22 protein-coding genes are annotated in these 23,664 nt (G+C 73.9%); 7 read left to right on the forward strand and 15 right to left on the reverse strand.

Annotation, left to right across the window (positions count from 1 at the left end; all coding sequences use genetic code 11):
* Positions 1-92 precede the first annotated feature (92 nt).
* From GA0070621_RS15655 to GA0070621_RS15680, 6 genes are all read right to left on the reverse strand, one after another.
* On the reverse strand, positions 93-578 hold the full coding sequence (locus GA0070621_RS15655) for a GNAT family N-acetyltransferase (RefSeq protein ID WP_091196247.1): 486 nt from the start codon (positions 576-578) through the stop codon (positions 93-95).
* Positions 579-684: 106 nt separating this feature from the next.
* Positions 685-1,035, reverse strand: coding sequence for a DUF2203 domain-containing protein (locus GA0070621_RS15660; protein WP_091196250.1), 351 nt, complete (start codon positions 1,033-1,035; stop codon positions 685-687).
* A 132-nt stretch (positions 1,036-1,167) separates the two neighbouring features.
* Complete coding sequence (locus tag GA0070621_RS15665) at positions 1,168-1,761, reverse strand: maleylpyruvate isomerase N-terminal domain-containing protein (protein WP_091196252.1); 594 nt, start codon at positions 1,759-1,761, stop codon at positions 1,168-1,170.
* 62 nt (positions 1,762-1,823) lie between these two features.
* Positions 1,824-2,642, reverse strand: coding sequence for a pyrroline-5-carboxylate reductase (gene proC, locus GA0070621_RS15670; RefSeq protein ID WP_091196255.1), 819 nt, complete (start codon positions 2,640-2,642; stop codon positions 1,824-1,826).
* 72 nt (positions 2,643-2,714) lie between these two features.
* The gene (locus tag GA0070621_RS15675) at positions 2,715-3,743 is read right to left on the reverse strand and encodes a 6-phosphofructokinase (RefSeq protein ID WP_091202485.1); all 1,029 of its coding nucleotides are present in this window, start codon (positions 3,741-3,743) and stop codon (positions 2,715-2,717) included.
* A 177-nt stretch (positions 3,744-3,920) separates the two neighbouring features.
* Positions 3,921-4,415, reverse strand: a complete 495-nt coding sequence (locus GA0070621_RS15680) for a polyadenylate-specific 3'-exoribonuclease AS (RefSeq protein ID WP_091196258.1) — start codon at positions 4,413-4,415, stop codon at positions 3,921-3,923.
* A gap of 249 nt (positions 4,416-4,664) precedes the next feature.
* Here GA0070621_RS15680 and GA0070621_RS15685 point away from each other — a divergent pair, with 249 nt between their 5' ends.
* Positions 4,665-5,357 (forward strand): Crp/Fnr family transcriptional regulator, encoded by a 693-nt coding sequence (locus GA0070621_RS15685; protein ID WP_091196260.1) that lies wholly within the window; start codon positions 4,665-4,667, stop codon positions 5,355-5,357.
* Between the two features lie 224 nt (positions 5,358-5,581).
* Here GA0070621_RS15685 and GA0070621_RS29580 read toward each other — a convergent pair whose 3' ends face one another.
* Positions 5,582-5,758 (reverse strand): hypothetical protein, encoded by a 177-nt coding sequence (locus tag GA0070621_RS29580; protein WP_157740000.1) that lies wholly within the window; start codon positions 5,756-5,758, stop codon positions 5,582-5,584.
* A 204-nt stretch (positions 5,759-5,962) separates the two neighbouring features.
* Here GA0070621_RS29580 and GA0070621_RS15690 point away from each other — a divergent pair, with 204 nt between their 5' ends.
* Positions 5,963-7,177, forward strand: coding sequence for an MFS transporter (locus GA0070621_RS15690; protein ID WP_091196263.1), 1,215 nt, complete (start codon positions 5,963-5,965; stop codon positions 7,175-7,177).
* A gap of 57 nt (positions 7,178-7,234) precedes the next feature.
* On the opposite strand, the gene GA0070621_RS15695 is transcribed toward GA0070621_RS15690, so the two are convergent.
* On the reverse strand, positions 7,235-7,477 hold the full coding sequence (locus GA0070621_RS15695; RefSeq protein ID WP_091196266.1) for a hypothetical protein: 243 nt from the start codon (positions 7,475-7,477) through the stop codon (positions 7,235-7,237).
* A 138-nt stretch (positions 7,478-7,615) separates the two neighbouring features.
* Between GA0070621_RS15695 and GA0070621_RS15700 the strand changes: the two genes are divergently transcribed.
* The gene (locus tag GA0070621_RS15700) at positions 7,616-11,092 is read left to right on the forward strand and encodes an ATP-binding protein (RefSeq protein ID WP_091196269.1); all 3,477 of its coding nucleotides are present in this window, start codon (positions 7,616-7,618) and stop codon (positions 11,090-11,092) included.
* A 16-nt stretch (positions 11,093-11,108) separates the two neighbouring features.
* On the opposite strand, the gene GA0070621_RS15705 is transcribed toward GA0070621_RS15700, so the two are convergent.
* Positions 11,109-11,801 (reverse strand): lysophospholipid acyltransferase family protein, encoded by a 693-nt coding sequence (locus tag GA0070621_RS15705; RefSeq protein ID WP_091196271.1) that lies wholly within the window; start codon positions 11,799-11,801, stop codon positions 11,109-11,111.
* Positions 11,802-12,051: 250 nt separating this feature from the next.
* Here GA0070621_RS15705 and GA0070621_RS15710 point away from each other — a divergent pair, with 250 nt between their 5' ends.
* Positions 12,052-12,888 carry a hypothetical protein gene (locus tag GA0070621_RS15710; protein ID WP_091196274.1) on the forward strand — a complete coding sequence of 279 codons (837 nt, stop codon included), beginning with the start codon at positions 12,052-12,054 and terminating at the stop codon, positions 12,886-12,888.
* 177 nt (positions 12,889-13,065) lie between these two features.
* Entirely contained in the window at positions 13,066-14,484 is a 1,419-nt protein-coding gene (locus GA0070621_RS15715; RefSeq protein WP_091202486.1) for an alpha,alpha-trehalose-phosphate synthase (UDP-forming), read from the forward strand.
* Positions 14,485-14,500: 16 nt separating this feature from the next.
* Here the strand turns inward: GA0070621_RS15715 and GA0070621_RS15720 are convergent, their stop codons facing one another.
* The 6 genes from GA0070621_RS15720 to GA0070621_RS15745 all read right to left on the reverse strand — a co-directional run bounded on the left by GA0070621_RS15720 (position 14,501) and on the right by GA0070621_RS15745 (position 19,951).
* The gene (locus tag GA0070621_RS15720; protein ID WP_091196278.1) at positions 14,501-15,322 is read right to left on the reverse strand and encodes an alpha/beta hydrolase; all 822 of its coding nucleotides are present in this window, start codon (positions 15,320-15,322) and stop codon (positions 14,501-14,503) included.
* Positions 15,323-15,555: 233 nt separating this feature from the next.
* Entirely contained in the window at positions 15,556-16,962 is a 1,407-nt protein-coding gene (locus tag GA0070621_RS15725; protein WP_091196281.1) for a flavin-containing monooxygenase, read from the reverse strand.
* Positions 16,963-17,064: 102 nt separating this feature from the next.
* Positions 17,065-17,766 (reverse strand): endonuclease/exonuclease/phosphatase family protein, encoded by a 702-nt coding sequence (locus GA0070621_RS15730; protein WP_091196284.1) that lies wholly within the window; start codon positions 17,764-17,766, stop codon positions 17,065-17,067.
* A gap of 1 nt (position 17,767) precedes the next feature.
* The gene (locus tag GA0070621_RS15735) at positions 17,768-18,724 is read right to left on the reverse strand and encodes an ROK family glucokinase (protein WP_197673907.1); all 957 of its coding nucleotides are present in this window, start codon (positions 18,722-18,724) and stop codon (positions 17,768-17,770) included.
* Between the two features lie 63 nt (positions 18,725-18,787).
* Complete coding sequence (locus tag GA0070621_RS15740) at positions 18,788-19,453, reverse strand: hypothetical protein (RefSeq protein WP_091196290.1); 666 nt, start codon at positions 19,451-19,453, stop codon at positions 18,788-18,790.
* A 42-nt stretch (positions 19,454-19,495) separates the two neighbouring features.
* Positions 19,496-19,951, reverse strand: a complete 456-nt coding sequence (locus GA0070621_RS15745) for an SRPBCC family protein (protein ID WP_091196292.1) — start codon at positions 19,949-19,951, stop codon at positions 19,496-19,498.
* Between the two features lie 191 nt (positions 19,952-20,142).
* On the opposite strand from GA0070621_RS15745, the gene GA0070621_RS15750 reads away from it, so the two are divergent.
* Together GA0070621_RS15750 and GA0070621_RS15755 are read left to right on the forward strand one after the other, a co-directional pair.
* A complete protein-coding gene (locus tag GA0070621_RS15750; protein ID WP_091202488.1) occupies positions 20,143-21,948 on the forward strand; it encodes an AMP-dependent synthetase/ligase in 1,806 nt (601 codons plus the stop codon).
* Positions 21,949-21,962: 14 nt separating this feature from the next.
* On the forward strand, positions 21,963-23,657 hold the full coding sequence (locus GA0070621_RS15755; protein WP_091196295.1) for a GAF domain-containing sensor histidine kinase: 1,695 nt from the start codon (positions 21,963-21,965) through the stop codon (positions 23,655-23,657).
* Positions 23,658-23,664: the final 7 nt, after the last annotated feature.

Genomic DNA, 23,664 nt, shown 5'->3' on the forward strand with positions numbered 1-23,664 from the left:
GTCGGGGCGGGAGGTTCCCGCCCCGACGCCGGACGTATCGCGCTGGCCTCGTCCGGTGGTCGACGGCCGGCCCGATCGGTTCGGACCCCCGCTCAGTCCGCCGTCGTGGGCGGGAGCGACAGCCGCATCGCCGGGTCGTGGGTCACCTGGAAGCCGAGGGAGCGGTAGAGCGGCAGCCCCGCCTCGGAGGCCCGCAGGTCGACCGTCCGCACGTCCCGGTCGCGAAACCAGTCCAGCAGCGCGGTCAGGCAGGAGCGGGAATGGCCGCGCCGGCGATGGTCCGGGTCGGTGCTGACGTTGAAGACGTAGCCGACCAGGCCGCTCGGGTTGTGCGGGCTGCCGAGCCGGCGCTCGATCGTGCCGACCGCGCAGGCGGCCAGCCCGCCGTCCGACGCGTCCACCACGAAGGCCGCCAGCCATGGCTCGGGCTCGGCCAGCCACTCCCGCAGGTTCTCCCGCGCGACGTCCTGCCACCGGCCCGGCCCGGGTTCCGTGCCCCGCACCGCGGCGAGCATCAGCCCGCGCAGCCGGACCAGCTCGGCGGCGTCCTCGTGGCTCGCCCGACGTGCGTCGACCATGGCGGCACGGTACCCCGGCCGACGACGGGACGGAGGCGGCACCCGGCCGCCCCGGTCGGCGGCCCGGCGCCGGGATCGGCCGCGCGCCGGCCGTGCCGGGTCGGCGTCAGACCGGGCGGCGGCCGGCGAAGCCGCACTCCACCCGGTGGTACCAGCGGATGTCGTCGTCCCCCTCCAGCCAGCACCAGAGCACGGCCCGCCCGTTGCGCTCGCCGGGAAAGTCCAGCAGCACCGGAGCGATGCCCTTGACCTGGATGTCGTGCTGGTGGATCTCCTCCACGACGGCGTGCAGCCGGGCTTCGAGGGCCTTCACCTCGGCCAGCCCGCCGAGCGCGCTGACGCCGTGGTCGGCCAGGTCGACCCGGAGTTCGGCGAGGTCGGCGCGGAGCCGGATCAGCTCGTCGACGCGGGGCCGCAGCGTAGCCACCAGATGCCGCGCCTGGGCGAGAGTGAACACCGCGCCAGTATGCGGCACGAAGGGAGCATCAGGCGGCGGCCGTGGCCCGGCAGCCTGCCCGTGGGCCCGCGCGGTGAGGGTGCCTACGTGCGCGGCACGATCGCGAACCCGAGCGCCGCCGCCGGCGATCCGTCAGCCGCCGATCGGGGCCGCGCGCCACTGCCAGCGGCCCCGCCGCGGCCGGCCGGGCAGCGCGAGGCGGCCCGCGCACCAGCGCAGCCCGTCCCACGGGTCGACCTCGGCCAGCCCGGCGGCCACGTCGGGGAAGAGCCGGGCGACGACCCGCGCGCAGACCGGGCGCGGCGGGTCGACGGCCACGCCGAGGCCCGAGGCGATGTCCTCGCCGTGCAGGAGCACCTCCAGGCACCCCATCGCCGCGAAGCCCTCCGGATCGGCGTGGCCCGCGGGGTGGAACGCCCGCGCCCCCGACGGGGTGGCCCGGACCACGAGGGCGAGCATGCGGGCCGCGCAGGTGGCGAACTCCAGCAGCTGCGCGGCCGACGCGTCCGGATCGGCGACCGCGGTGAAGCGTACGTACCGGTCGTCCGGGCGGGCCACCAACTGGGCCGCGTACGACAGCAGGGTGTCGCCCAGGTGCTCGGCGGTGTGCCGGCAGTCCCACTCCAGCGCGCCGGCCGGCCGCGACCAGTCGACACCGGTCACCGGCCCCAGGGCCGCCGCCACGCGCGATGTCGCGGCGTCCAGGTCGTCAGCGGTGACCGTCATGCCGTCCTCCCGAGGTCCGCACGTGCGGTCCGCATCCTGGTCCGGTCGAAGCCCTGCCAGGGTCAGTCGGCCTGGGCGGCCAACTCGCGGGCACGGTCGCGGGCCGCCTCCAGGGCCGCGAGCATGGCGGCGCGTACGCCGTGGTTCTCCAGCTCCCGGATGGCGGAGATGGTGGTGCCGGCCGGCGAGGTGACCGCCTCGCGCAGCTTGACCGGGTGCTCGCCGGAGTCGCGCAGCATCACCGCCGAGCCGATGGCGGTCTGCACGATCAACTCGTGCGCCACCTGGCGGGGCAGGCCGAGCAGGATGCCGGCGTCGATCATGGCCTCGACCAGCAGGTAGAAGTAGGCGGGGCCGGAGCCGGAGAGGGCGGTCACCGCGTCCTGCTGGGACTCGGGGACCCGGACGGTCGCGCCGAGCGGCTGGAACATCTCCTCGGCGAGGGCCAGGTGCTCGCCGGTGGCGTACGCGCCGGCCGAGATCGCGCTCATCGCCTCGTCCACCAGCGCCGGGGTGTTGGTCATCACCCGGACCACCGGGGTGCCCTCGGGCAACCGCCGGTTGAAGAAGCTGGTGGGCAGGCCGGCGCAGAGCGAGATGACCAGCTTGTCGGCCGGCACCTTCGGGCCGATCTCGTCCAGCAGCGCCCCGGCGTCCTGTGGCTTGACCGAGATGGCGAGCACCGCCGCCTCGTCCACCGCGGTGAGGTTGTCCACCACCCGTACGCCGTACCGGTTGGCCAGTTCCTCAGCTCGGACGGGACGCCGGGCGGTGGCGAGCAGCCGTTCCACCGGCCAGCCGGAGCGGAGCAGCCCGGAGAGCATCAGCTCGCCGATCTTGCCCGCGCCGATCACCGCGACCGTGTGCACCTCGGGTGCCATGACGCCGTACCCCTCTCGATGGCGGCGGGGCGCGGCGGTCCCTCGCGGGCCCGCCGCGCCACCGGCCGTCGGTCAGCTGCCGAAGAAGACCTCGGCCTCGGCGTACCGCTCCAGCGGCACGGTCTTCAGCTCCCGGGTGGCCTCCGCGAGGGGGACCCGGATGATGTCCGTGCTCTTCATGGCGACCATCTTGCCCCAGTCGCCCTCGTGCACCGCGTCGATGGCCTGCAGGCCGAGGCGGGTGGCGAGGACCCGGTCGAAGGCGGTCGGGGTGCCGCCGCGCTGGATGTGGCCGAGCACCACGGTACGGGCCTCCTTGCCGGTCTTCGCCTCCAGCTGCTCGGCGAGCCACTGGCCGATGCCGCCGAGGCGGACGTGGCCGAACGAGTCCAGCTCCTGGTTGTGCAGGACCATCTGGCCCTCCAGCGGCTGGGCGCCCTCGGCGACCACGACGATCGGGGCGTACTGGTGCTGGAAGCGCTTCTCGACGTACCCGGCGACCTGGTCGACGTCGAAGTGCCGCTCGGGCAGCAGGATCACGTTGGCGCCGCCGGCGAGGCCGGCGTGCAGCGCGATCCAGCCGGCGTGCCGGCCCATCACCTCGACCACGAGGGTGCGGTGGTGGCTCTCGGCGGTGGTGTGCAGCCGGTCGATCGCCTCCATGGCGATGTTGACCGCCGTGTCGAAGCCGAAGGTGTAGTCGGTGGCGCCGAGGTCGTTGTCGATGGTCTTCGGCACGCCGACGACCTTGACGTCCAGTTCGTGCAGCTTGGTGGCGACGCCGAGGGTGTCCTCGCCGCCGATGGCGATCAGGGCGTCCACGCCCTGCGCGGCCAGGTTCTCCTTGATCCGCTCGACACCGTTCTCGATCTTGAACGGGTTGGTACGGGACGAACCGAGGATGGTGCCGCCGCGCGGGAGGATGCCACGGACCTCCGCGATGCCCAGCGGCCTGGACAGGCCCTCCAGCGGGCCCTTCCAGCCGTCCCGGAAGCCCACGAACTCGTGACCGTAGGTGGCGACGCCCTTGCGGACCACCGCCCGAATCACCGCGTTGAGACCAGGGCAGTCGCCGCCGCCGGTGAGCACGCCGATACGCATGATCTGCTCATCCTCCTGGAGCATCAGGTCAAGCCCGGATAAGCCCCAGGATATGTGTCAGATCAGACCATCGGCGCCGTTGCCGGCCCGGGGCGGGCCGTCAGTGCGCACTGTAGCCCGCGCGGGTGTACGACGACACCGCGCCCCAGGGGCTACCCGGCGGTAGGCAGATCTCGGCTAGCCGGTCATCGCCTGCCAGCGGGCCAGGTTGTGCCGGGCGTCGACCAGGGCGTCGTGCCGGTCCGCGTCGGCGTCCGGCAGCCTCGGCCGGCCCCGGTCGTCCCAGAGCTGGCGCAGCTCCTTGGTGAACCGCGGGATCTCCCGGGGCAGCGCCGGCATCGCCCCCCACAACTGGGCCAGCACCACGTGGTCGTACGCCGCGTACCAGGCCCACAGCTCAAGCTGCTCGCCCGGCCGGTCCCGGATCGGCTCCAGCAGGAACTCGTAGAGGTCGTCGCGGATGCGCGCCCGCGACCGCCAGGCCCGGTCGGCCGGCGACGGAAGCTTGTCGAGCACGTTGCGGCGCACCCACGGGATGGCGCGGGAGTCGTCGAACTCGGTGGAGACCGCGTAGAACTCGCGGCCGTACTCGTCGACGACGCCGATCGACACCAGGTCGACGATCCGGCCGTCCTCGATGAATTCGCAGTCGTAGAAATAGCGGTAGACCATCCCCGTCATCCTCACCCACCGTTGCCGACGGCTGTTCGGCGGGGCGTCCACCGAGGTCGACGCCGCTGCTCGCGGCGCAGCTCGGAAGGGTCACGGAAGTGTCTCCAGGGGTGTACAGCACGCGACCGGAGCGTCATGATCTGATGTGTACCGCTACCGGACGCCGAACCGGTTCAGATGCCTCGTACCGGGCTGTCAGGTTCACCCCGGTGAGCGAGTTGTGGTCCTTGACCGGGGAGGGGTTGGGCCGTGGAGGTTCGCCTGCCGGAGCCGGGTGACGCGCTCACGGGCGTGGAGATGTTCGCCGGGCTCGAGCCGGAGGTGCGACAGCGGGTCATCGCCGCAGCGGTGCCGCGCACGTACCGCAAGGGGCAGTTGCTCTTCGTGGAGAACGACCCGGGCGAGTCTCTCATCGTGCTGCGCCGGGGGGCCGTGGCCGTGTTCCGCACCGCGCCGACCGGCGAACGCGCCGTGCTGACGGTGATCCGACCGCCGGACGTGCTGGGTGAGGTCTCCCTGCTGGACGCCTCGACCCGGTCCGCCTCGGCCGAGGCCATCGAGGACTGCGCGGCCCTGGCGCTGTCCCGTCCGGCGTTCATGGAGCTGGTGCACTCCAACCCGCGCATCCTCGACGCGGTGATGCGGTCGCTCGGCGGGCTGATCCGCCGGCTCACCGAGCAGAACGCCGACCACGTCTTCCTCGACCTGCCCGGTCGGGTGGCCAAGACGCTGGTCCGGCTGGCCGGCGAGAGCCAGGCCCCCATGATCACGATCGAGCTCAACCAGAGCCAGCTCGCCGAGATGGCCGGCGGCTCCCGGCAGAGCGTCAACCAGGCGATCGGCTCGTTCGCCAGCCGGGGCTGGCTGCGCACCGAGGGACGCCGGATCGTGGTGACCGACGTGGCCGCGCTGCGCCGCCGCGCCGGGATGAACGACCGCTGACCCGACCGGCGTCCGCCGCGCCGCGAAACGGTCGGGCGGCATCGGACGGGGTCCGGTCGTGGGCCCTTCGGACCCCGGAGCGCGACGCTGGCCCGCCGCGCCGCCCGGCCGCGGCTCCGCACACGGCTACGGCTCCACACACGGCTACGGCTCCGCACACGGCTACGGCTCCGCACACGGCTACGCCGGCTGCCTTGGCAGCCGGCGTGACCAGGTAGTGCGGTTCAGCGGGTCGGACCCATCCAGTTGCTGGGACCGGACCAGCGACGGCTCGGGCCGTTCCACCGGGTCGGACCGGCCCAGCCGCGGGTCGGACCCGACCAGAAGCCGGGGCCCTGCCAGTAGCCCGGTCCGACCCAACCGGTCGTCGTGTCAGCGCTGGTGTTCGTCGAGGTGGACATCGTGCCTCCCTGGTTGTCGTCGCGGTTGCTCGGTGCAGCACAGACGCTACGGCAGGAACGATGGGCTCAAAATGGGACATATGTGCATACATCACTGGCTGAAGGGCCGTTGTCCTGGGTCGCCGCCCACTGCCAAGGTTGCCCGGCACGCCCCTGTCCCGGGGCCCCATCGGACAGACCTGCCGGAGCGAGGAGTTGACGGGCATGTCACTGATCCGCGGCAATGTCGCCTTTCGTCGGTACTGGTCCGCGCGCCTGGTCTCGTACGCCGGGGACCAGCTCGCGCGCACCGCCCTGCTGATCGCGACGTACGACACGTACGGCGGGACCGCCGTCGCCCTGCTGCTGCTGGCCACCACCGCACCGAGGCTGCTCGGCCCCCTGCTGGGCGCGCTCGCCGACCGCTTCGACCAGCGCCGGCTGATCGTCTGCTGCGACGTCGCCCAGGCGCTGCTCTACCTGGCGGTGGCGCTGCTCATGCCGCCGCTACCGATCTTGCTCGCGGCGGTCACCGCGGCGACCGTGGCGGCCACCGCCTTCACCCCGGCCGGTCGCAGCCTGCTGCCCCGACTCGTCGACCCGGACCGGTTGCCGGCGGCGAACGCGCAGCTCGCGGTCGGCATGAACATCGGCTTCGCGGCCGGCCCCGCGATCGGTGGCCTGCTCCTGGCCACCGTCGGGCTGACCGTGACGCTGGTCGTCGACGCCGGCACCTTCGTCCTGTCCGCGCTACTGATCGGCGGGGTACGGACCCTCTCCGCGCCGGCGGCGACCCGGACCGAACCGTTCCGCCAGGTGCTCGGTGCCGGGCTGCGCGTGGTCCGTGGCAGCCGGGTGGTCCGCGCGGTCTCGGTCGGGTTCCTGGTGCTGGTGGCGTTCGCGGCGCTGGACAACCTCGCGGTGGTGCCCCTGGGCCGGACCGAACTCGCGGCCACCGAGGTCATGATCGGCCTGCTCGGCACCGCGTACGGCGTCGGCATGGTGGCGGGTCCGCTGCTGCTGACCCGTACCGGGCGGCGGACCAGGATGGACCTGGTGCTCTACGCGGCCCTGCTCGCCCTCGGCGTGGGGACGCTGGCCACCGGCGTGAGCCCGGCGATCGGGATCGCCCTGGTGGGGCAGGCGCTGGCCGGGGCGGGGGCCGGTTGGCACCACGTGGCCGCCGACACCCTCATCCAGCAGAACGTGCCGACCGAGCGGCTGGGAGTGGTCTTCGGGACGGTCTACATGTTCCCGTACGCGGCCGAGGTGCTGGCGTACCTCGCCGGGGCCTCGCTGCTCGGGGCGATCGGCCCGCGCTGGCTGCTGGCCGTCTCCGGGATCGGCATCCTGGCCACGCTGGCACTGGTCGTACCGCTGCTCTCCCGGGCCCTGGGTCTCCGGGCGCGGCGCCGGGCCACGGTGGCGGCGGTCGCCTGAGACGAGCCTGGACGGTCGGTGGGGCCGGCGCGACGACCGCCGGCCCCACCGGCCGGGTCACTTCTCCTTGGTGTCGGCCGGCGGCGAGCTCGGGCCGGGGCCGATCTTCTGCGGGTCGGTCTTCGCGTTCTTGCTGCTCGTCGTGCTCTCGGTCGAGCTAGAGCTCTGACCCTCGGGCTGCTCCACCATGCCCATTTCCTCCAGTTCGGCGAGGGTGACGGCGTCGACGTCGACGGTGTCGCCCGGGGCCCAGACCGTCCCTCGTGGATCGATCCAGGAGGCGCACAGCCGGACGTGCACGGCACTCTCCCTATCGGCGTCTCTTTCTGGTACGGAAGACTAGACCCCGCCGATCAGCCGTGACGTCCCGCCGCACGTCGGGTACCCGACTCGGGGGCCGGGCGGGATACTGGGAACCTCTCGCGTACGGAGCCGGACATCGACCTCACCTGTGGACACTGTTCCCGGTCCGCCGGGCCGGACGACCGCTTCTGCGGCGGATGCGGTCGGCCGCTGACGGTTACCTGTCCGAGCTGCGGCCACACCAACAACGCCGAGGCCAACTTCTGCACCAACTGCGGCCAGCCGCTGCGCGACCACTCCGTCGCGCCCCAGGAGGACCGGCGCCAGGTCAGCGTGCTGTTCATCGACATCGTCGACTTCACCAAGTACGCCGAGCGCGCCGACCCGGAGCAGGCGCGAGGGCTGCAACAGGTCTACTTCGCCACGGTCCGGCGGCTGGTCCACCACTACGGCGGCGTGGTCGAGAAGTACATCGGCGACGCGGTGATGGCGCTGTTCGGCGCGCCGGTGGCGACGGACAACGACGCCCTGCGCTGCGTCCGGGCGGGGCTGGAGCTGCAGCGCAGCCTGGCCCGGCAGCCGGCCGGCCCGCACCCGCCCCTCGGGTTCCGGGTCGGCATCGCGACGGGTGAGGCGCTGGTCGACCTCACCGCGGCCCGCGACGGCGGCCAGGCGTTCGTCACCGGCGACGTGGTGAACACCGCCTCCCGGTTGCAGGGACTGGCGCCCACCGGCGGGGTGGTGGTCGACGAGAGCACCTGGGCGGCCACCCGGCACGAGATGGAGTACGCCGACCAGCCGCCGGTGACCCTGCGCGGGCGCTCCGCGGTCAGCCGGATCTGGCTGGCGGTCCGCGCCCGACCCCAGCGCGACGCGCACACCGCCGAGCTGACCCCGATGGTCAACCGGGACCACGAGCGGGGTCTGCTGGTCAGCGCGCTGCACCGCACCGTCACCGAGCGCACCTCGCAACTGGTGACGGTGTTCGGCCCGGCCGGGGTGGGCAAGAGCCGGCTGCTGCGCGAGCTGGCCCGGCACGCGGCGAACCTGCCCGGCTCCCGGGTGACCTGGCTGACCGGCCACTGCCCGCCGTTCGGCGAGAACGTCACGTACGCGGCGCTGGCCGACATCGTCAAGAGCTGGACCGGGCTGCCCGACTCCGACGATCCGACCGTCAAACGCGAGCGCCTGCGGGAACGGCTGGGCCGGTTGGCCGACCCGCACGCGGTGCGGCTGGCCGAGGCGCTGGGCCCGCTGATCGGCGTACCCGGCGAGCGGCTCACCTCCGCGGAGACCGAGGCGGCCTGGCGGCGGTTCCTGCTCGCGCTCGCCGCGACCGCACCGACGGTGCTCGTCTTCGAGGACATGCACTGGGCGGACGAGGCGATGCTCTCCTTCGTCGAGCAGCTCGGCGCGGCGGCCCGGGGCGTGCCGCTGCTGGTGCTCGCCACCGCCCGCCCCGAGCTGCGCGAGCGGCACCCGGCCTGGACCGGCACGATCAGCGGCGCGATGTCGATCTCGGTGCCGCCGATGCACGACGGGGACATCGACGTCCTCTACTCGCTGCTGCTGGGGCAGGCCACCCTGCCTTCGGAGGCCCGCGCCCCGCTGATCGAGTTCGCCGACGGCAACCCGCTCTACGCGCAGGAGTACGCGCGGATGCTGCTCGACGGCGGGCTCGTCGACCCGGCGAAGAACGCGGTCCGGCTCGACCCGGCCGGCGGGTCGGAGATGCCCCGCACCGTGCAGGCGGTCATCGCCAACCGGCTCGACCTGCTCGACCCGGCCGATCGCGGGGTGCTCCAGGCCGCCTCGGTGGTCGGGGTGCAGTTCTGGGCGGCGCCGGTGGCGCTGTCGCTCAACCGCCCGGTGGAGTGGGTGGAGCGGGCGCTGCACCGGCTCCAGCGCCGGGACCTGGTCTACGAGCTGCCCACCTCGACCATGCCCGGGCAACCGGAGTACCGCTTCCGCCACATCCTGGTGCGGGACGTCTGCTACCAACGGCTGCCCCGGGCCGAACGGGTGTCCCGGCACCAGCGCACCGCCGACTGGCTGGAACAGCTCGCCGACGGCCGGCCACACGACCTGGCCGAGGTGCTGGCCAACCATCGTTGGGCGGCGCACGAGATCGCCCGCACGGTCGGGCTCGACCCGGCCCCGTACGCCCGGGCCACCCGCACCGCGCTGCACCGCGCGGCCCGCCGGGCGTACGAGCTGCACGCGCTGGACACCGCGGCCACCCTGGTCGGCCGGGCCCTCGCGGTGGACTGCGGCCCGGACCCGACGCTGGAACTGTTCCAGGCCGAGGTGGCGTTCTACCGGGACAGCGACGGGTTCCTGGTCGACGGGGGCACCGAGGTCCTCACCGGGCTGGCCGAGCGGCTGGCCGGCGCGGGCGACCTGCCGGGCGCGGCGAAGGCCTGGCGGCTGCTGGCCACCGCGGCCTGGGCCCGGGCCGACCGGTCGGAGACGCTGCGCTGCCTGGACCGGGCGATCGGCCTGCACGCCGGGCTGCCGGACAGCGAGGACAAGGTCGGCGCGCTGCTCGAACTGGCCCGGGTGCACATGCTCGACGCGGCGGCCGAGCCGGCCTGCGCCGCCGCCCAGGCGGCCACCGAACTGGCCGAGCGGCTGGAGCTGCGCGAGGCGCGGGCGAACGGCCGCATCACCCTCGCCGTGGCCCGCTACCAGGCCGGGGCCGAGGAGGCGTACGCGGAGCTGGCCGCGATCACCGAGGAGTGCCGGGTGGAGCGGCTGACCAGCCGCCGGCGGGCCGTGCACAACCTGGCCTGGGCGTTGCAGGAGGAGGGCGATCTGGCCGGCTCGGCCCGGCTGATCGACGAGCAGCAGTCGATGGACCTGGCCGGCGAGCACGGCCTGACGGTGAGTTTCGCCGACCAGTGGACCCGGTCGTACTACAGCGGTGAATGGGCGGCGGCGCTGCGGATGGCCGAGGGGTCGACGCGGCGCCCGACCGACGAGTGGGACCTGCACATCGTGGCCGTGTCCGGCTGGATCCGTGCCCTGGGCGACGCGCCGGCGGCCGCCCCGCAGGGTGGCGCGGGGCCGGACCTGGTGGACCAGGCGCTGGTCGCCGCCCGGCGCAGCGGCTTCCACCGGGTGCTGCGCTCGACCGTGGCGCACGCGGCGCTGTGCCGGGCGGTCCAGGGCCGCCGCGAGGAGGCGCTGGCGCTGCTGCGCGAACTGGACGCCGACTGGCGGCGTACCCGGATGATCCCGTTCGCCGAGTGGGTGCCGGCGATCGGGCACGTGGCCGGGGTGCTCGGCGGCGAGGCGGCGCTGCTGGTGCGCGACCTGCTGGCCCGTGCGCCCCGGGCGACCCGGTGGGCGCGGGCGGCCGGGCGCTCCGCCGACGCGGCCCTGGCCTGGCGGGCCGGCGACGCGCGGCAGGCGGCCGACCTGCTCACGACGGCGGCCCGCAGCTACGCCGAGATGACCACCGTCACCGACCACGTCATCGCGTCCGCCCTGTCGGTCGGGCCGCTGGCGGAGGTTGACCCGAAGGGCGCGGCCGACACGCTCGCCCGGGTACGCGCGTTCGCCGAGCGGAACGCCGCGAGCGGACTGCTCCGCCTCGCCACGGCCGGCTGAGCCGGGCCGCCGCGCGTCAGGCGGGTGCCGGTCGCGCCGGCTGGCTCTTCGCCTTCTGCGCGTACGCGTCGACGTACTCGCGGCCGGAGAGCTCCATCAGCTCGTACATGATCTCGTCGGTGATGGCCCGCTCGACGTACCGGTCGCCGGCCCGCCCCGCGTACCGGGAGAAGTCCAGCGGGGCGCCGAAACGGATCCGTACCCGCTTGACGTTGGGGATGAGCTGGCCGGGTGGCTGGATCTCGTCGGCGTTGAGCATCGCCGTCGGCACCACCGGGGCGCCGCTGGCCAGGGCGAGCCGGGCCACGCCGGTCTTGCCCCGGTAGAGCCGGCCGTCGGGCGAGCGGGTGCCCTCGGGGTAGATGCCGGCGATCCCGCCGGCCCGCAGCACGTCGAGCTGGGTGTCCAGCGCGGCGCTGGCGGCCTGGCCGCCCGACCGGTCGACCGGGATGGTGCCGGAGCCGACGAAGAACATCTTGGTCAGCCAGCCCTTGATCCCCTTCCCGGTGAAATACTCCGCTTTCGCGATGAATGTGACTTTTCGCTTGACGACGAGCGGCGTGAAGATCGAGTCGGAGAAGGAGAGGTGGTTGCTGGCCAGGATGACCGGGCCGGTCGCCGGGATGTTCTCCAGCCCTTCGACCCGTGGCCGGAAGATCAGCCGCAGCGGCGGGCCGAGGATGACGTACTTCAGCAGCCAGTACAGCACCGGAGTCCTTCCAGGCAGGGGCGGTGACGACCACGGTCGGCCGGGCACCCGGCGCGGGCCGTCGGGGGCGCGTTGGGGCACGCCCCCGGGGGCACCGCCGGCGAGCGGGATCGTCCGGGAGAGCGTACGAACGGGAGCGGCACGCCACAACGCACTCCCGGAACCGGGTGTGGACGTGTCACGATTCAGGGCACGGCGTGCGGGGCGTCGGAACGGGACGCACCGACGGGTGCGGCGAGGAGGGTGTCCGGTGTCAGCGGGTGGGCCACGCCGAGGGCGGCGGGACAACGGGCTCGACGCGGCCGAGTACGCGGTCGCGGGCGACGTCGATCCGCGCGTCGGCGAACACCTGCTCGACGTGCTCGCCGCCGGCGGGATCGCGGCGTACCTGCAACCCTCCGCGGACCTGAACCCGGTCACCCGCACCACCACCGTCCCGTCCCGACCGGTCGACCGGCTCTACGTCGACCGGTCCCACCTGACCACCGCCCGGGACTACCTCACCCAGCTCGCCGACGAGGGCGGCCGCGAGTCGGCCCGGGACGAGCCGGACGTCGAGGCCGAGTGGGCGAAGATCGTGGCCGGCTTCCACACCGCGCCGGCCGCCGGGAGCCACCCGTGGCCGGCCGCCGAGGACGTCGACGAGCCCCTCGACCCGCCCGGTACGGGCGCGGGCGCCGGTGGCCGCACCGAGGAGACCGCCGGCCCGACCGCCACCGATGTGCGGCGCCTGCCGTACGCGGCGGACGTCTCCGGGATCTCGGTGAACCGCGGCCGGCCCGACGAGCCCTCGCTGCTGGACGGGCTGGACACCTTCGGCGCCGACCTGCCCGACGACGACGAGCACTACACCCCGCCACCGCCGCCCCCGCTGCCGCGCTTCTCGAAGTACGCGGTGATCGGCGTGCTCTGCATCGTGCTCGGGTTCGTGTTCTTCCTCTCCCCCACCGTGCTGCCGGTCACCGACCCGTCGGTGGTGACACTGCTCGGCTTCACCGGCATCCTGGCCGGTTTCGTGATGCTGATCTGGCGGCTGCGTCCGGGCGACTCCGACGAGGACGACCCGGACGACGGCGCGGTCGTCTGACCCACCTCACCCCCCGTCCGCCGCCCGAATCCCGGGACGGCGGCCCGCCGGGCCGGTCGCGTAACAGTGGTGTAACTTACTGTCAGTAGGAATATCGCTGTACGTCACTTCCCGTACCGGCTGTCCGGGTTGCCCGTCTCTCCGGGGGTCGGTCCTCGGCTGATCGGAATGCCCGAGATGCGACAGAGTCCCCTCGTGGTGGTGGCCAACCGCCTTCCCGTCGACGACAGTGTGGCGCCGGACGGCGCCTTCGAATGGCGCCGCAGCCCCGGCGGCCTGGTGAGCGCCCTGCACCCGCTGCTCCGCAACACCCCGGCCGCCTGGGTCGGCTGGGCCGGCGGCACCGGCCCGGCACCACACCTGCCCGACGTGGACGGCGTCCGGATGCACACCGTCGCGCTCACCGGCGACGACCTCCGCGACCACTACGAGGGCTTCGCCAACGCCACCCTCTGGCCGCTCTACCACGACGCCGTCGAGCAGCCCGAGTACCACCGCCGCTGGTGGGAGGCGTACCAGCGGGTCAACCAGCGGTTCGCCGAGGCCGCCGCCGAGGCGGCCGAGCCGGGCGCCACGGTCTGGGTGCAGGACTACCACCTCCAGCTGGTCCCCGGGCTGCTCCGGGAACTCCGCCCCGACCTGCGGATCGGCTTCTTCCTGCACGTGCCGTTCCCGCCGCCGGAGCTGTTCATGCAGTTGCCCCGCCGGACCGAGCTGCTGCGCGGGATGCTCGGCGCCGACCTGATCGGCTTCCAGCGGGCCCAGGCCGCGCACAACTTCGCCCAACTGGTGGCCAAGGTGCTCGGGTTGCCCGCCACCGACCGGCGGATCAACGTCGGCGAGCGGGTGGTCCGGGTCGGCGCGTTCCCCGTCTCCATCGACACCGCCGAGATGGCCGCGCTCGCCGCCCGGCCCGAGGTGGCCGACCGGGCCCGCCGGCTCCGCCAGGACCTCGGCGACCCCGAGCGCGTCGTCCTCAGCGTCGACCGGATGGACTACACCAAGGGCATCGAGCAGCGGCTCAAGGCGTACCGCGAGCTGCTCGCCAGTGGGGACGTCAAGGTCCGGGACACCGTCCTGATCCAGGTCGCGGTGCCCAGCCGGGACCGGGTCGCGCAGTACCAGATCCTCCGGGACCGGGTGGAACACCAGGTCGGCCGGATCAACGGTGAGTTCGGCCGGGTCGGCGAGCCGGCGATCCACTACCTCAGCCAGCCGTTCGACCGGGCCGAGCTGGTCGCCCTCTACCGGACCGCCGACGTGATGGCGGTGACCCCGCTGCGGGACGGGATGAACCTGGTCGCCAAGGAGTACGTCGCCGCCCGGGTGGACGACACCGGGGCACTGCTGCTCAGCGAGTTCGCCGGGGCCGCCGCCGAGCTGGAGCAGGCGTACCTGGTCAACCCGCACGACCTGGACGGGCTCAAGCAGGGGCTGCTCGCGGCGCTGCGGGCCACGCCCGAGGACGTCGCCGCGCGGATGCGCGCGATGCGCGGGCACCTGCTCCGCGACGACATCCACGCCTGGGCGCGGTCGTACCTGACCGCCCTGGACGAGACCGGCTCACTGCTGCGCCGGATCGGCACGACCGACTGAGGCCGGTGCCCGGCGCTCACCCGGCGGCCGGTGCCGGGTCCTTCTCCAGCCAGTCGAGGATCGCGTCGATCGGCTCCCGCCAGCGGGCGTCGAGCATCAGGTCGTGCCCCATGCCGGGGAAGAGCAGCGGGGCCGAGGCGTACCGGCGGGCGGCCCGGGTCAGCGCGGACGGCGACACCACCCGGTCGTCCGGGCTGCCCAGCACCAGCACCGGCGGGCGGCCCACGGCCGGCTCCGGCTGCCTGCCGGTGACCAGCTGCCACTGGGCCCGCCGGCCCGCGCGGCCCAGCCGCGAGACGTACCCGCGGGCCTCGCCGTCGGGCAGCTCCCGGCTGAACAGCTGCCGGCGGTGCAGTCGCAGCCGACCGCCGAAGACCGCCGGCAGGGTGCCGACCGGGTTGCGGCGCAGCGCGGTGCCGAACGTCCCCCAGCCGCCGAGCACCGGCGCCACCAGCACCGCCGCCCGGGCCGGGTAGCGGGCCAGGGCGTGTGCCACCACCCGGGCGCCGGCGCCGTGGCCGACCAGCACCGCCTGCCGCGGCAGGCCCGCCGCCGCCTGGACCACGTCATGGGTGTACGACCGCAGCGTCGCCTCCGGCGCCGGCGCGCTGGCGCCGTGCCCGCGCAGGCTGAGCGCGTACGCCGGGAAGCCCCGGGACGCGGCGTGCCCCAGCCAGTGCTCGGCGAACGCCCACGCCCCGTGCCCGAACCCGGGTACGAAAAGCAGCGGCGGCTTCGCCGCCTCCAGCTCGGGCACCACGGTCAGCACCTCGCGGCGGGCCGGGCGCTCCGGACGGGCCCACTCCCACGGCCGGACGATCCGGACCCGTTCCGTCATCGGGCCACCCTTTCGCTCGCGACTGCGGGGCTCCGCTTCGCTGCACTCCTCGCGCTCACCGGGCTACCCTTTCGTTCGCGACTGCGGGGCTCCGCTTCGCTGCGCTCCTCGCGCTCACCGGGCTACCCTTTCGTTCGCGACTGCGGGGCTCCGGCTTCGCTGCACTCCTCGCGCTCACCGGGCTGCCCTTTCGTTCGCGACTGCGGGGCTCCGCTTCGCTGCGCTCCTCGCGCTCACCGGCCGCCCTCCAGGTCGTACAGGGCACGCTGGAGCGCGCGTAGGTAGTCGACGTGCCCGATCTCGAACCAGTGCCGGGTGCTGTCCTTGACCTTCCCCGAGTAGCGCTGGCCGAGGCCGGCGGCCACCTTGCGGCCGAACGCGGCGGCCCGCTCCGGCCGGGTGGCGCGGAGGGCCAGCAGCCGGGCGAAGAGCACGCTCTGCCAGTGCGCGATGGGGAAGACCCCGGAGTCCGGCTGCACCAGGCCGACCACGGCCAGGGTGGGGTGGCCGGCGGTGAAGGCGTTCAGCCAGAGTCGGGGGCGGCCGGTGCCGTCGGCGTCGCCGAGCACCGCGCCGTCGAGGAACTCGAAGCGCGGCAGGTAACCGGTGGCGAAGACGACCAGCTCCGGGTCGATCTCCCGCCCGTCGGTCAACGCCACCGTACGGTCGTGGAACCGGGCCACGTCCGGCACCGGGGTGATCTGCCCGTGGCCGACGTGGTAGACGAGCTGGCTGTTGGCGATCGGGTGGGTCTCGTAGACCCGGTGGTCCGGCTTGGGCAGCCCGAACCGGGTCAGGTCGCCGACGGTCAGCCGCAGCGTCCAGTGGTAGAGCCACTGCCGCACGCGCAGCGGCACCCGCAGCGCGAGCAGGGTGTCGTTGACCTGGTCGGCGGGGCGGCCGAAGACATACTTCGGGGCGTACCAGTAGCCCCGCCGGGCCGAGTGCCAACAGCGGGACGCCTGCTGGGCCGCCTCGACCGCGATGTCGCAGCCGGTGTTGCCGGCGCCGACCACCAGCACCCGCTTGCCGCGCAGTTGCGCCGAGTCCTTGTACGACGAGGCGTGCATGACCTCGCCACGGAACTCCTCCAGCCCCTCGTACCGGGGCAGCTTCGGCGACCAGTTGTGTCCGTTGGCCAGCACCACCGCCGCGTACCGGGAGGTGCGTTCGGGTCCGTAGCCGCCGGTGCTGCGGGTGGTGACGTCCCAGCGGTCCCCGTCGACCGGCTCCACCCGGACCACCTCGGTGCCGAACCAGACGTGCTGGCGCAGGTCGAAGTGGTCGGCGTAGCGCTCGAAGTAGGACAGCAGCTGGGCGTGGTGCGGGTAGTCCGGCCAGTCGTCCGGCATCGGGAAGTCGGGGAACTGGGTGAACGGCCGCGACGAGATGAGGTGGGTGCTGGCGTACACCGGGCTGCGGTCGTGCCGCCAGTTCCACGCGCCGCCGACGCCGGTCTCCCGCTCGTAGCAGTCGACGCCGAAGCCGTGCTCGCGGAGGTTCTTCACGGCGGTGAGGCCGCTGGCGCCGGCGCCGATGACGCAGACGGTGTCGCCCCGGTCGGAGACCGGGCGGCCGTCCCGGGTCGGGGCGACCGCCGGGTCCGGGCCGGAGTGGCCGAGGTCGGTGGAGGAGGACACCGGGAAAATCTCCTTTGTGCGGCACGTGTGCCGGTCGGTGCGAAATCCTGCCGACAATGCCCGCCGTTGTCCAGCCCCACCGGGGCGCGGCGGGCCGGTGGTTCAGCCGGCGGCGGGCAGCAGCAGGTCGACCAGGATCGGGAAGTGGTCGCTGGCCCGGCGGGTGCGCGGGCTGTCCACCACGTCGTAGTCGACCACGTCGATCCGCGGGTCGACGAAGACGGCGTCGATGCGGCGGCGCGGGTCGGCGCACGGAAACGTGTGCCGGTCGGCCCGGTCCGCGGCGACCGCGGTGTCGGTGAGCCCCGCCGCGACGGTCCGCCACGCCGGCCCGTCCGGCCCCTCGTTGAGGTCCGCGCCGGCGACCACCGGCAGCGTCGCGGCGGCCAGCTCCCGCTTGAACGCGGTCGCCTGGGCCGGCCGCTCGGCCGGGTCGGTGGACAGGTGGGACCCGGCCAGCAGGAACCGGGCGCCACCCGCCAGGCACTCGGCGTACGCGGCGCCGCGCAGGTGCCGCCCGGGCGTCAGCGAATAGCGCCGGCATCGGGTGGCGAGTACCCGCACCCGCAGGCTGACCAGCAGCAGGTTGCCCAGGGCGGGCAGGCCGCCGGCCGCCACCACCAGCCCGAACGAGTCGGCCAGCGAGGCGCACTTCTGCCGCCACCGGAACCGCCGTGGCCCCTCCTGGACGATCACCACGTCCGGCTCGGCGGCCCGGACCACCTCGGCGAGCGCGGCGGTGTCGTCCCGCTGGCTGTGGATGTTGTACGACACCACCCGCAACGGCACGCCGGGCCCGGCCACCTCAGATCCGCCGGGCCAGGTCGGCGGCCCCGATGACGCCGGCGGCGTTGCCCAGCTCGGCCGGGCGCACCTCGGCGACGGGCAGGCGGCTACGCGCGGCGAGCGCGTCGGTGTACGACCGCCGGGTCGGACCCATCAGCAGGTCGCCGGCCTCCACCACGCCACCGCCGACGACCAGCACCTGCGGGTCGAGGATCTGCGCCATGTCCGCGAGGCTGGTGCCGAGCCAGCGGCCGACCTGGGCGAACGCCTCGGCGGAGACCGGGTCGCCGCCCTGCGCCGCGGCGGTCACCATCGGCCCGGTGATGGTGTCGGCCTCACCGCCGGCCAGCTCCAGCAGGGCGGTGGCCCGGTGCGGCTCCTGGCGGGCGGCGGCGCGGGCGAAGCGGACCAGGGCGCTGCCGCTGGCGTACTGCTCGATGCAGCCCAGCCGGCCGCAGCCGCACTGGTGGCCGTCCGGCACGGTGAGCATGTGGCCGAGTTCGGCCGCGATGCCGTTGGACCCGCGGACCAGCTCGCCGCCGAGCACGATGCCGCCACCGACGCCGGTGCCGATGGTGAACATGACCATCGAGTCCTCGGCGGCCCGGCCCGCGCCGTAGCGGAACTCCGCCCAGGCGGCCACGTTCGCGTCGTTCTCCACGATCACCGGCAGGCCGGTGGCGGTGCTGACGTAGTCGCGCAGCGGCTCGTCGCGCCAGGCCAGGTTGGGTGCGAAGAGCACGGTGGAGCGGCTGGCGTCGATCCAGCCGGCCGCGCCGATGCCGACCGCGTCGACGGTACGGCCGGTGGCCAGATCGGTGACCAACTCGATGATGACGTCCCGGGTCTTGGCCACGTCCTCGGCGGGGGTGTCCCGTCGGGCCTGCACGAGCACCTTGCCGGTGTCGTCCACGACACCACCGGCCACCTTCGTGCCACCGACGTCGACTCCGATGGTCAGCGTCACCGCTGCCACTCCCCTCTGCTGTGCTGCCCGGCATCGGCCGAACCGGCCGTACGCTGCCGGGATGTCCGGTGGTCAGGCCCCGTCGCCTGCTGCGTCCTCGCCCACCTCGCCGGACGCCCGCGAGGCGGGCACCACGGGCCGGTCGGCCGGCGGCCGGCGCGGCGCGGGCGCGTCCGACCCGGCGGCGTCGGCGGGCGGCACGACGGCACCCGGCGCGGCCCCGCCCTCCTCCCGGGTGGCGGCGGACCACACGTCCTGCTCGGGTGCCGGCTGAGAATCATGCCCGGTACGGGTCGCCTCGCGCCAGACGTGGTCCTCCGTCGGGGTCCCGGCGGCGCCGGCCGGGTCGGTGGTGGCGGCGGACTCGGCCGGGGCGAAGGCGCGCAGCAGACTGGCCACGCCGGCGGCGAGATCACCGGCGCCGGTGGCGAGCCGCTCGGCGAATTCCGGACTCGGATCCCGCAACGCCGCGATACCCCGGCAGACCGGGCAGACGCAGCACTCGGGCGATCCGGTGGCGAACCCGGCGCCGCCGACGGCCGCATCCGGGGACGCCGAAGCCTGGTCACCGGCATCGGCACCGCCCGGGTTGTGACCGAGCACACCCGCCAGGATCCCACCGAGCGGACCCCAGGGCCCCGCCCCGGGCGCGGCGGCGGTCAGCCGGGCGGTGGCCAGCAGCATGGCGACGAGGCGCTCGGCCTCCTCCCGGGCCGAACCCGGATCAGTGGTGCCCATGAGTCGGCTCCTCTGGGAGTGGCGACCGGATCGCCGGTCGGGTCAGTGGGCCGCACCGGGTGCTTCTACCCGGCGCTTGAGCTGCTTCAACGCCGCGTCCATGATCATCTTCTCGGCCTTGCGGCGAAACATGCCGAGCATGGCCACGGAAAGCTCCACCTCCAGGGTGTAGGTGACCGTGGTGGTGCCGTCCGGGTTGCCGACCAGGTCGTACGACCCGCGCTGGGACTGCTGCATCTTCGAGGGCGCCACCAGGTGCCACTCGATCCGGGAGATGTCCTCGGCGTACGCGTAGGCCAGCACGTACTCGTCGGCCATGACGCCGGCGTCGATGGTGAACCGGACCTGGCTGGCGTAGCCGTCCTCGTACTCCTCGACCACCTCCGCCCGCCGGATCGCCTCGGCCCACTCGGGGTAGCGCGGGAAGTCGCAGATGACCGCCGCCACCCGGTCCGGTGGCGCGCCGATGATGATCGACTGGGTGGAGGAGTCCGCCATGGGGGGAGGCTACCCGGCGTGGGCCCTCCGCGCCCCGCTCCACCCCCGGGGGGCGTCGCGTCGGAGCGCCGGTGACCCGTCCCACCCGCAGGGACGGCAGCCTCCCCGCCTCAACCGGCCGGACGGACGGGTAGGTTTCGACAGGGCCGACCCACGACCGGTCCGGCCAGTGCGAGCACGAGGGAGTGCAGGTGCGCGAGTTCTCCGTTCCGCCGATCGTCACCGTCGGCGACTCGGCCAGCCTGACCGACCCGGTCTGGGAAAACGCCGAGGTCGCCCCCGACACCGTGCAGTTCGTCCGGCGTGCCGGCGGCGCGGACCGCGCCCGGACGGAGGTCACCTGCCGGCAGTTCCGCGACGAGGTGGTCACGGTGGCCCGCGGCCTGGTCGCCGCCGGCATCTCCCCCGGTGACCGGGTCGCGTTGATGAGCCGCACCCGCTACGAGTGGACCCTGATCGACTACGCCATCTGGGCCGCCGGCGCGGTCACCGTACCGATCTACGAGACGTCCAGCGCCGAGCAGGCCGCGTGGATCCTCGCCGACTCGGGGGCGGTGGCCGTGGTGGTCGAGACCCCGGCGCACGCCGGCCTGGTCGACGGGGTCCGGGACCGGTGCCCCGAGCTGCGCCAGGTCTGGCAGATCGAGCAGGGCGCGGTGGACGAGCTGACCACGGCCGGCGAGTCGGTGGACCCGGCCGAGATCGAGGTACGCCGCTCGACGGCCAGGGCCGACGACATCGCCACCATCATCTACACCAGCGGCACCACCGGCCGCCCCAAGGGCTGCGTGGTGACCCACCGCAACATGTACGCCGACATCGCCAACGCGGTGCCGGTGCTGCCGAACCTGTTCCGGCCGGGCGCCTCCACGCTGCTCTTCCTGCCGCTCGCGCACGCCTTCGCCCGGCTCATCCAGATCGGCGTGGTGCAGGCCCGGGCCACCATGGCGCACTGCGCGGACACCAAGAACCTGGTCGCCGAGTTGCAGGAGTTCAGGCCGACGTTCGTGCTCTCCGTACCCCGGGTCTTCGAGAAGGTCTACAACGGCGCGCGGCAGAAGGCCGAGTCCGAGGGGAAGGGCCGGATCTTCGACCGGGCCGAGAAGGTCGCCATCGCGTACAGCGAGGCGCTGGAGACCGCCGACGGGCCGGGCCTGGCGCTGCGCGCCCAGCACGTGCTCTTCGACAAGCTGGTCTACGGCCGGCTGCGGGCCGCGCTGGGTGGCCGGTGCCGGGACGCCATCTCCGGCGGGGCCCCGCTCGGCGCCCGGCTGGGGCACTTCTTCCGGGGCGTCGGGGTGAACATCTCCGAGGGCTACGGCCTGACCGAGACCGCCCCCGCCGCCGCCGCGAACCTGCCGAGCGCCACCCGGATCGGCACCGTGGGCCGCCCGCTGCCCGGGGTCACCATCCGGATCGAGGACGACGGCGAGATCCTGATCGCCGGCGAGCTGGTGTTCCGGGGTTACTGGCGCAACGAGACGGCCACCGCGGAGGTGCTCAGCTCGGACGGCTGGTTCCGCACCGGCGACCTGGGCCACCTCGACGAGGACGGCTACCTGAGCATCACCGGCCGCAAGAAGGAGATCATCGTGACCGCGGGCGGCAAGAACGTCGCCCCGGCGGTGCTGGAGGACCAGGTCCGGGCCCATCCGCTGGTCAGCCAGTGCGTGGTGGTCGGCGACCGGCAGCCGTTCATCGCGGCGCTGGTCACCGTCGACGAGGAGTCGCTGCCGAGGTGGCTGGCCGCGCACGGCCGGCCGGAGACCACCAGCGTCGCCGAACTGCGCGACGACGAGGCGCTGCGGGCCGAGATCCAGGGCGCGATCGACCAGGCCAACCGGTCGGTCTCCAAGGCCGAGGCGATCAAGGTGTTCCGGATCCTGCCGCGGGACTTCACCGAGGCCACGGGCGAGCTGACCCCGTCGCTGAAGGTGAAGCGGCAGGTCGTGCAGAAGACGTACGCCGCGGAGATCGCGGATATCTACCACCGCTGACTACCATCCGTCACGTGCCCGCCTCGACATCCAGCCAACCGCAGACGCAGCCCCTCGCCGCGGCCGCGCGGGTGGTTCTCCTCGCGCTGGTCGCCGCCCTGACCCTGTTCGCCACCCGCGACGTGACCCAGCTCTGGTGGATCGCCCTGCTGGGCCTCGCCGGGCTGCCCGCGGTGCTGGCCCCGCAACACCGGCTGCTCGGGCCGCTCAGCCGCTTCGCCGAGGTGGTGGTCCTCGGCCTGGCCGCCAGCAAGGTCGCCGCCGACACCCACCTGAGCGGGGTGACCGGCGGCGTGGGCGCCTCGGCCGTGCTGCCGTACCTCGCCGTGCCGGTCACCGTGACGGCGCTGCGCCGTCGGTTCCGGGAGGGCGCGGCGCTGCTCGCCGTGGTCGCGGCCGCCCTGCTGGTCAGCGCGGCCTTCACCGACGTCGGCAACGGGCGACAGCTCGGCCAGCTCGGCTACCTCACGGTCTGCGCCCAGTGGCTGATCCTGGCCGCCCTCGGCCTCTACACGGCCGGCATGCTCCAGCGGGTGATGCGGGTCCGGGGCGAGGGCAAGCCGCAGCCGTACGCGGAGGCGACCCGGCTGCTGACCCAGCTCCGTACGGTCGCCCGCCAGCTGCCCGGCGCCACCCTGGACCCGGGCGGCATCTCCGAGCACCTGCTCGACGAGCTGCGGGTGGTGGCGAAGACCGACCGGGGCGCGGTGCTGTCCGCCAGCGGGGCGGGCCGGCTGGTGGTGCTCGCCCAGATCGGCGCCGACCGGGTGGACTGGGAGACCACGCTCGACGCGGACTCGGCGATCGCCGACGCCTGGGCCAGCCAGCAGCCGCAGACCTCGGCCCGCTCGCAGGCCCGTTCGCTGCACTCCGGCGAGGTCTCCGCACTGATCGTGCCGCTGGTGGCCGGGGTGCGGACGGTCGGTCTGGTGGTCGTCGAGGCGGACAGCGCGCACGCGTACCCGCCGCCGGTCGTCTCCCGGGTGACCGCGCTGACCGGCCCGGCGGCGCTGCGACTGGAGGCCGCGCTGCTCTTCGACGAGGTCAGGTCGCTGGCCACCAACGAGGAGCGGCAGCGGCTGGCCCGGGAGATCCACGACGGGGTCGCCCAGGAGCTGGTGATGGTCGGGTACGGCATCGACAACGCCCTGGCCACCGTGCACGACGACGCCGAGGAGACCGCCGAGAGCCTGCGGATGCTGCGCCAGGAGGTCACCCGGGTGATCACCGAGCTGCGGCTGAGCCTGTTCGAGCTGCGCAGCGAGGTGGACCGGCACGGCGGGCTGGCCGCCGCGATCGCCGAGTACGCCCGCACCGTCGGCGCGTCCGGCGGCCTGCGGGTGCACCTGTCCCTGGACGAGTCCACCGCCCGGCTGCCCGCCGCCACCGAGGCCGAACTGTTACGCATCGCCCAGGAGGCGGTGACCAACGCGCGCAAGCACGCCGGAGCGGCGAACCTGTGGGTCACCTGCGAGGTGGACCCCCCGTACGCGCAGATCGAAGTGTCGGATGACGGTCACGGCATCGGTGACCAGCGGCCGGACGGGCACTACGGTCTTGCGATCATGGCCGAGAGGGCGGAACGTATCCGGGGCCGACTGGAGATCAGGCCGCGGCGACCCAGCGGCACTACCGTGGCGGTGGTACTCGGCTCCTCGCCACGGCGCGATAAGGTGCGCGGCAGCGCCGCAGCAGCAGAAGAGGAGTAACCCGAGG

It is taken from the genome of Micromonospora narathiwatensis (assembly GCF_900089605.1).
Classification (GTDB): Bacteria; Actinomycetota; Actinomycetes; order Mycobacteriales; family Micromonosporaceae; genus Micromonospora; species Micromonospora narathiwatensis.

What these genes read in the sequence shown, in the direction of transcription:
- GA0070621_RS15655 (WP_091196247.1), bottom strand. Translation starts at nt 578, where the DNA reads ATGGTCGACGCACGTCGGGCGAGCCACGAGGACGCCGCCGAGCTGGTC.
- GA0070621_RS15665 (WP_091196252.1), bottom strand. Translation starts at nt 1,761, where the DNA reads ATGACGGTCACCGCTGACGACCTGGACGCCGCGACATCGCGCGTGGCG.
- proC (WP_091196255.1), bottom strand. Translation starts at nt 2,642, where the DNA reads ATGGCACCCGAGGTGCACACGGTCGCGGTGATCGGCGCGGGCAAGATC.
- GA0070621_RS15675 (WP_091202485.1), bottom strand. Translation starts at nt 3,743, where the DNA reads ATGCGTATCGGCGTGCTCACCGGCGGCGGCGACTGCCCTGGTCTCAAC.
- GA0070621_RS15680 (WP_091196258.1), bottom strand. Translation starts at nt 4,415, where the DNA reads ATGGTCTACCGCTATTTCTACGACTGCGAATTCATCGAGGACGGCCGG.
- GA0070621_RS29580 (WP_157740000.1), bottom strand. Translation starts at nt 5,758, where the DNA reads ATGTCCACCTCGACGAACACCAGCGCTGACACGACGACCGGTTGGGTC.
- GA0070621_RS15690 (WP_091196263.1), top strand. Translation starts at nt 5,963, where the DNA reads ATGTCACTGATCCGCGGCAATGTCGCCTTTCGTCGGTACTGGTCCGCG.
- GA0070621_RS15715 (WP_091202486.1), top strand. Translation starts at nt 13,066, where the DNA reads ATGCGACAGAGTCCCCTCGTGGTGGTGGCCAACCGCCTTCCCGTCGAC.
- GA0070621_RS15720 (WP_091196278.1), bottom strand. Translation starts at nt 15,322, where the DNA reads ATGACGGAACGGGTCCGGATCGTCCGGCCGTGGGAGTGGGCCCGTCCG.
- GA0070621_RS15740 (WP_091196290.1), bottom strand. Translation starts at nt 19,453, where the DNA reads ATGGGCACCACTGATCCGGGTTCGGCCCGGGAGGAGGCCGAGCGCCTC.
- GA0070621_RS15745 (WP_091196292.1), bottom strand. Translation starts at nt 19,951, where the DNA reads ATGGCGGACTCCTCCACCCAGTCGATCATCATCGGCGCGCCACCGGAC.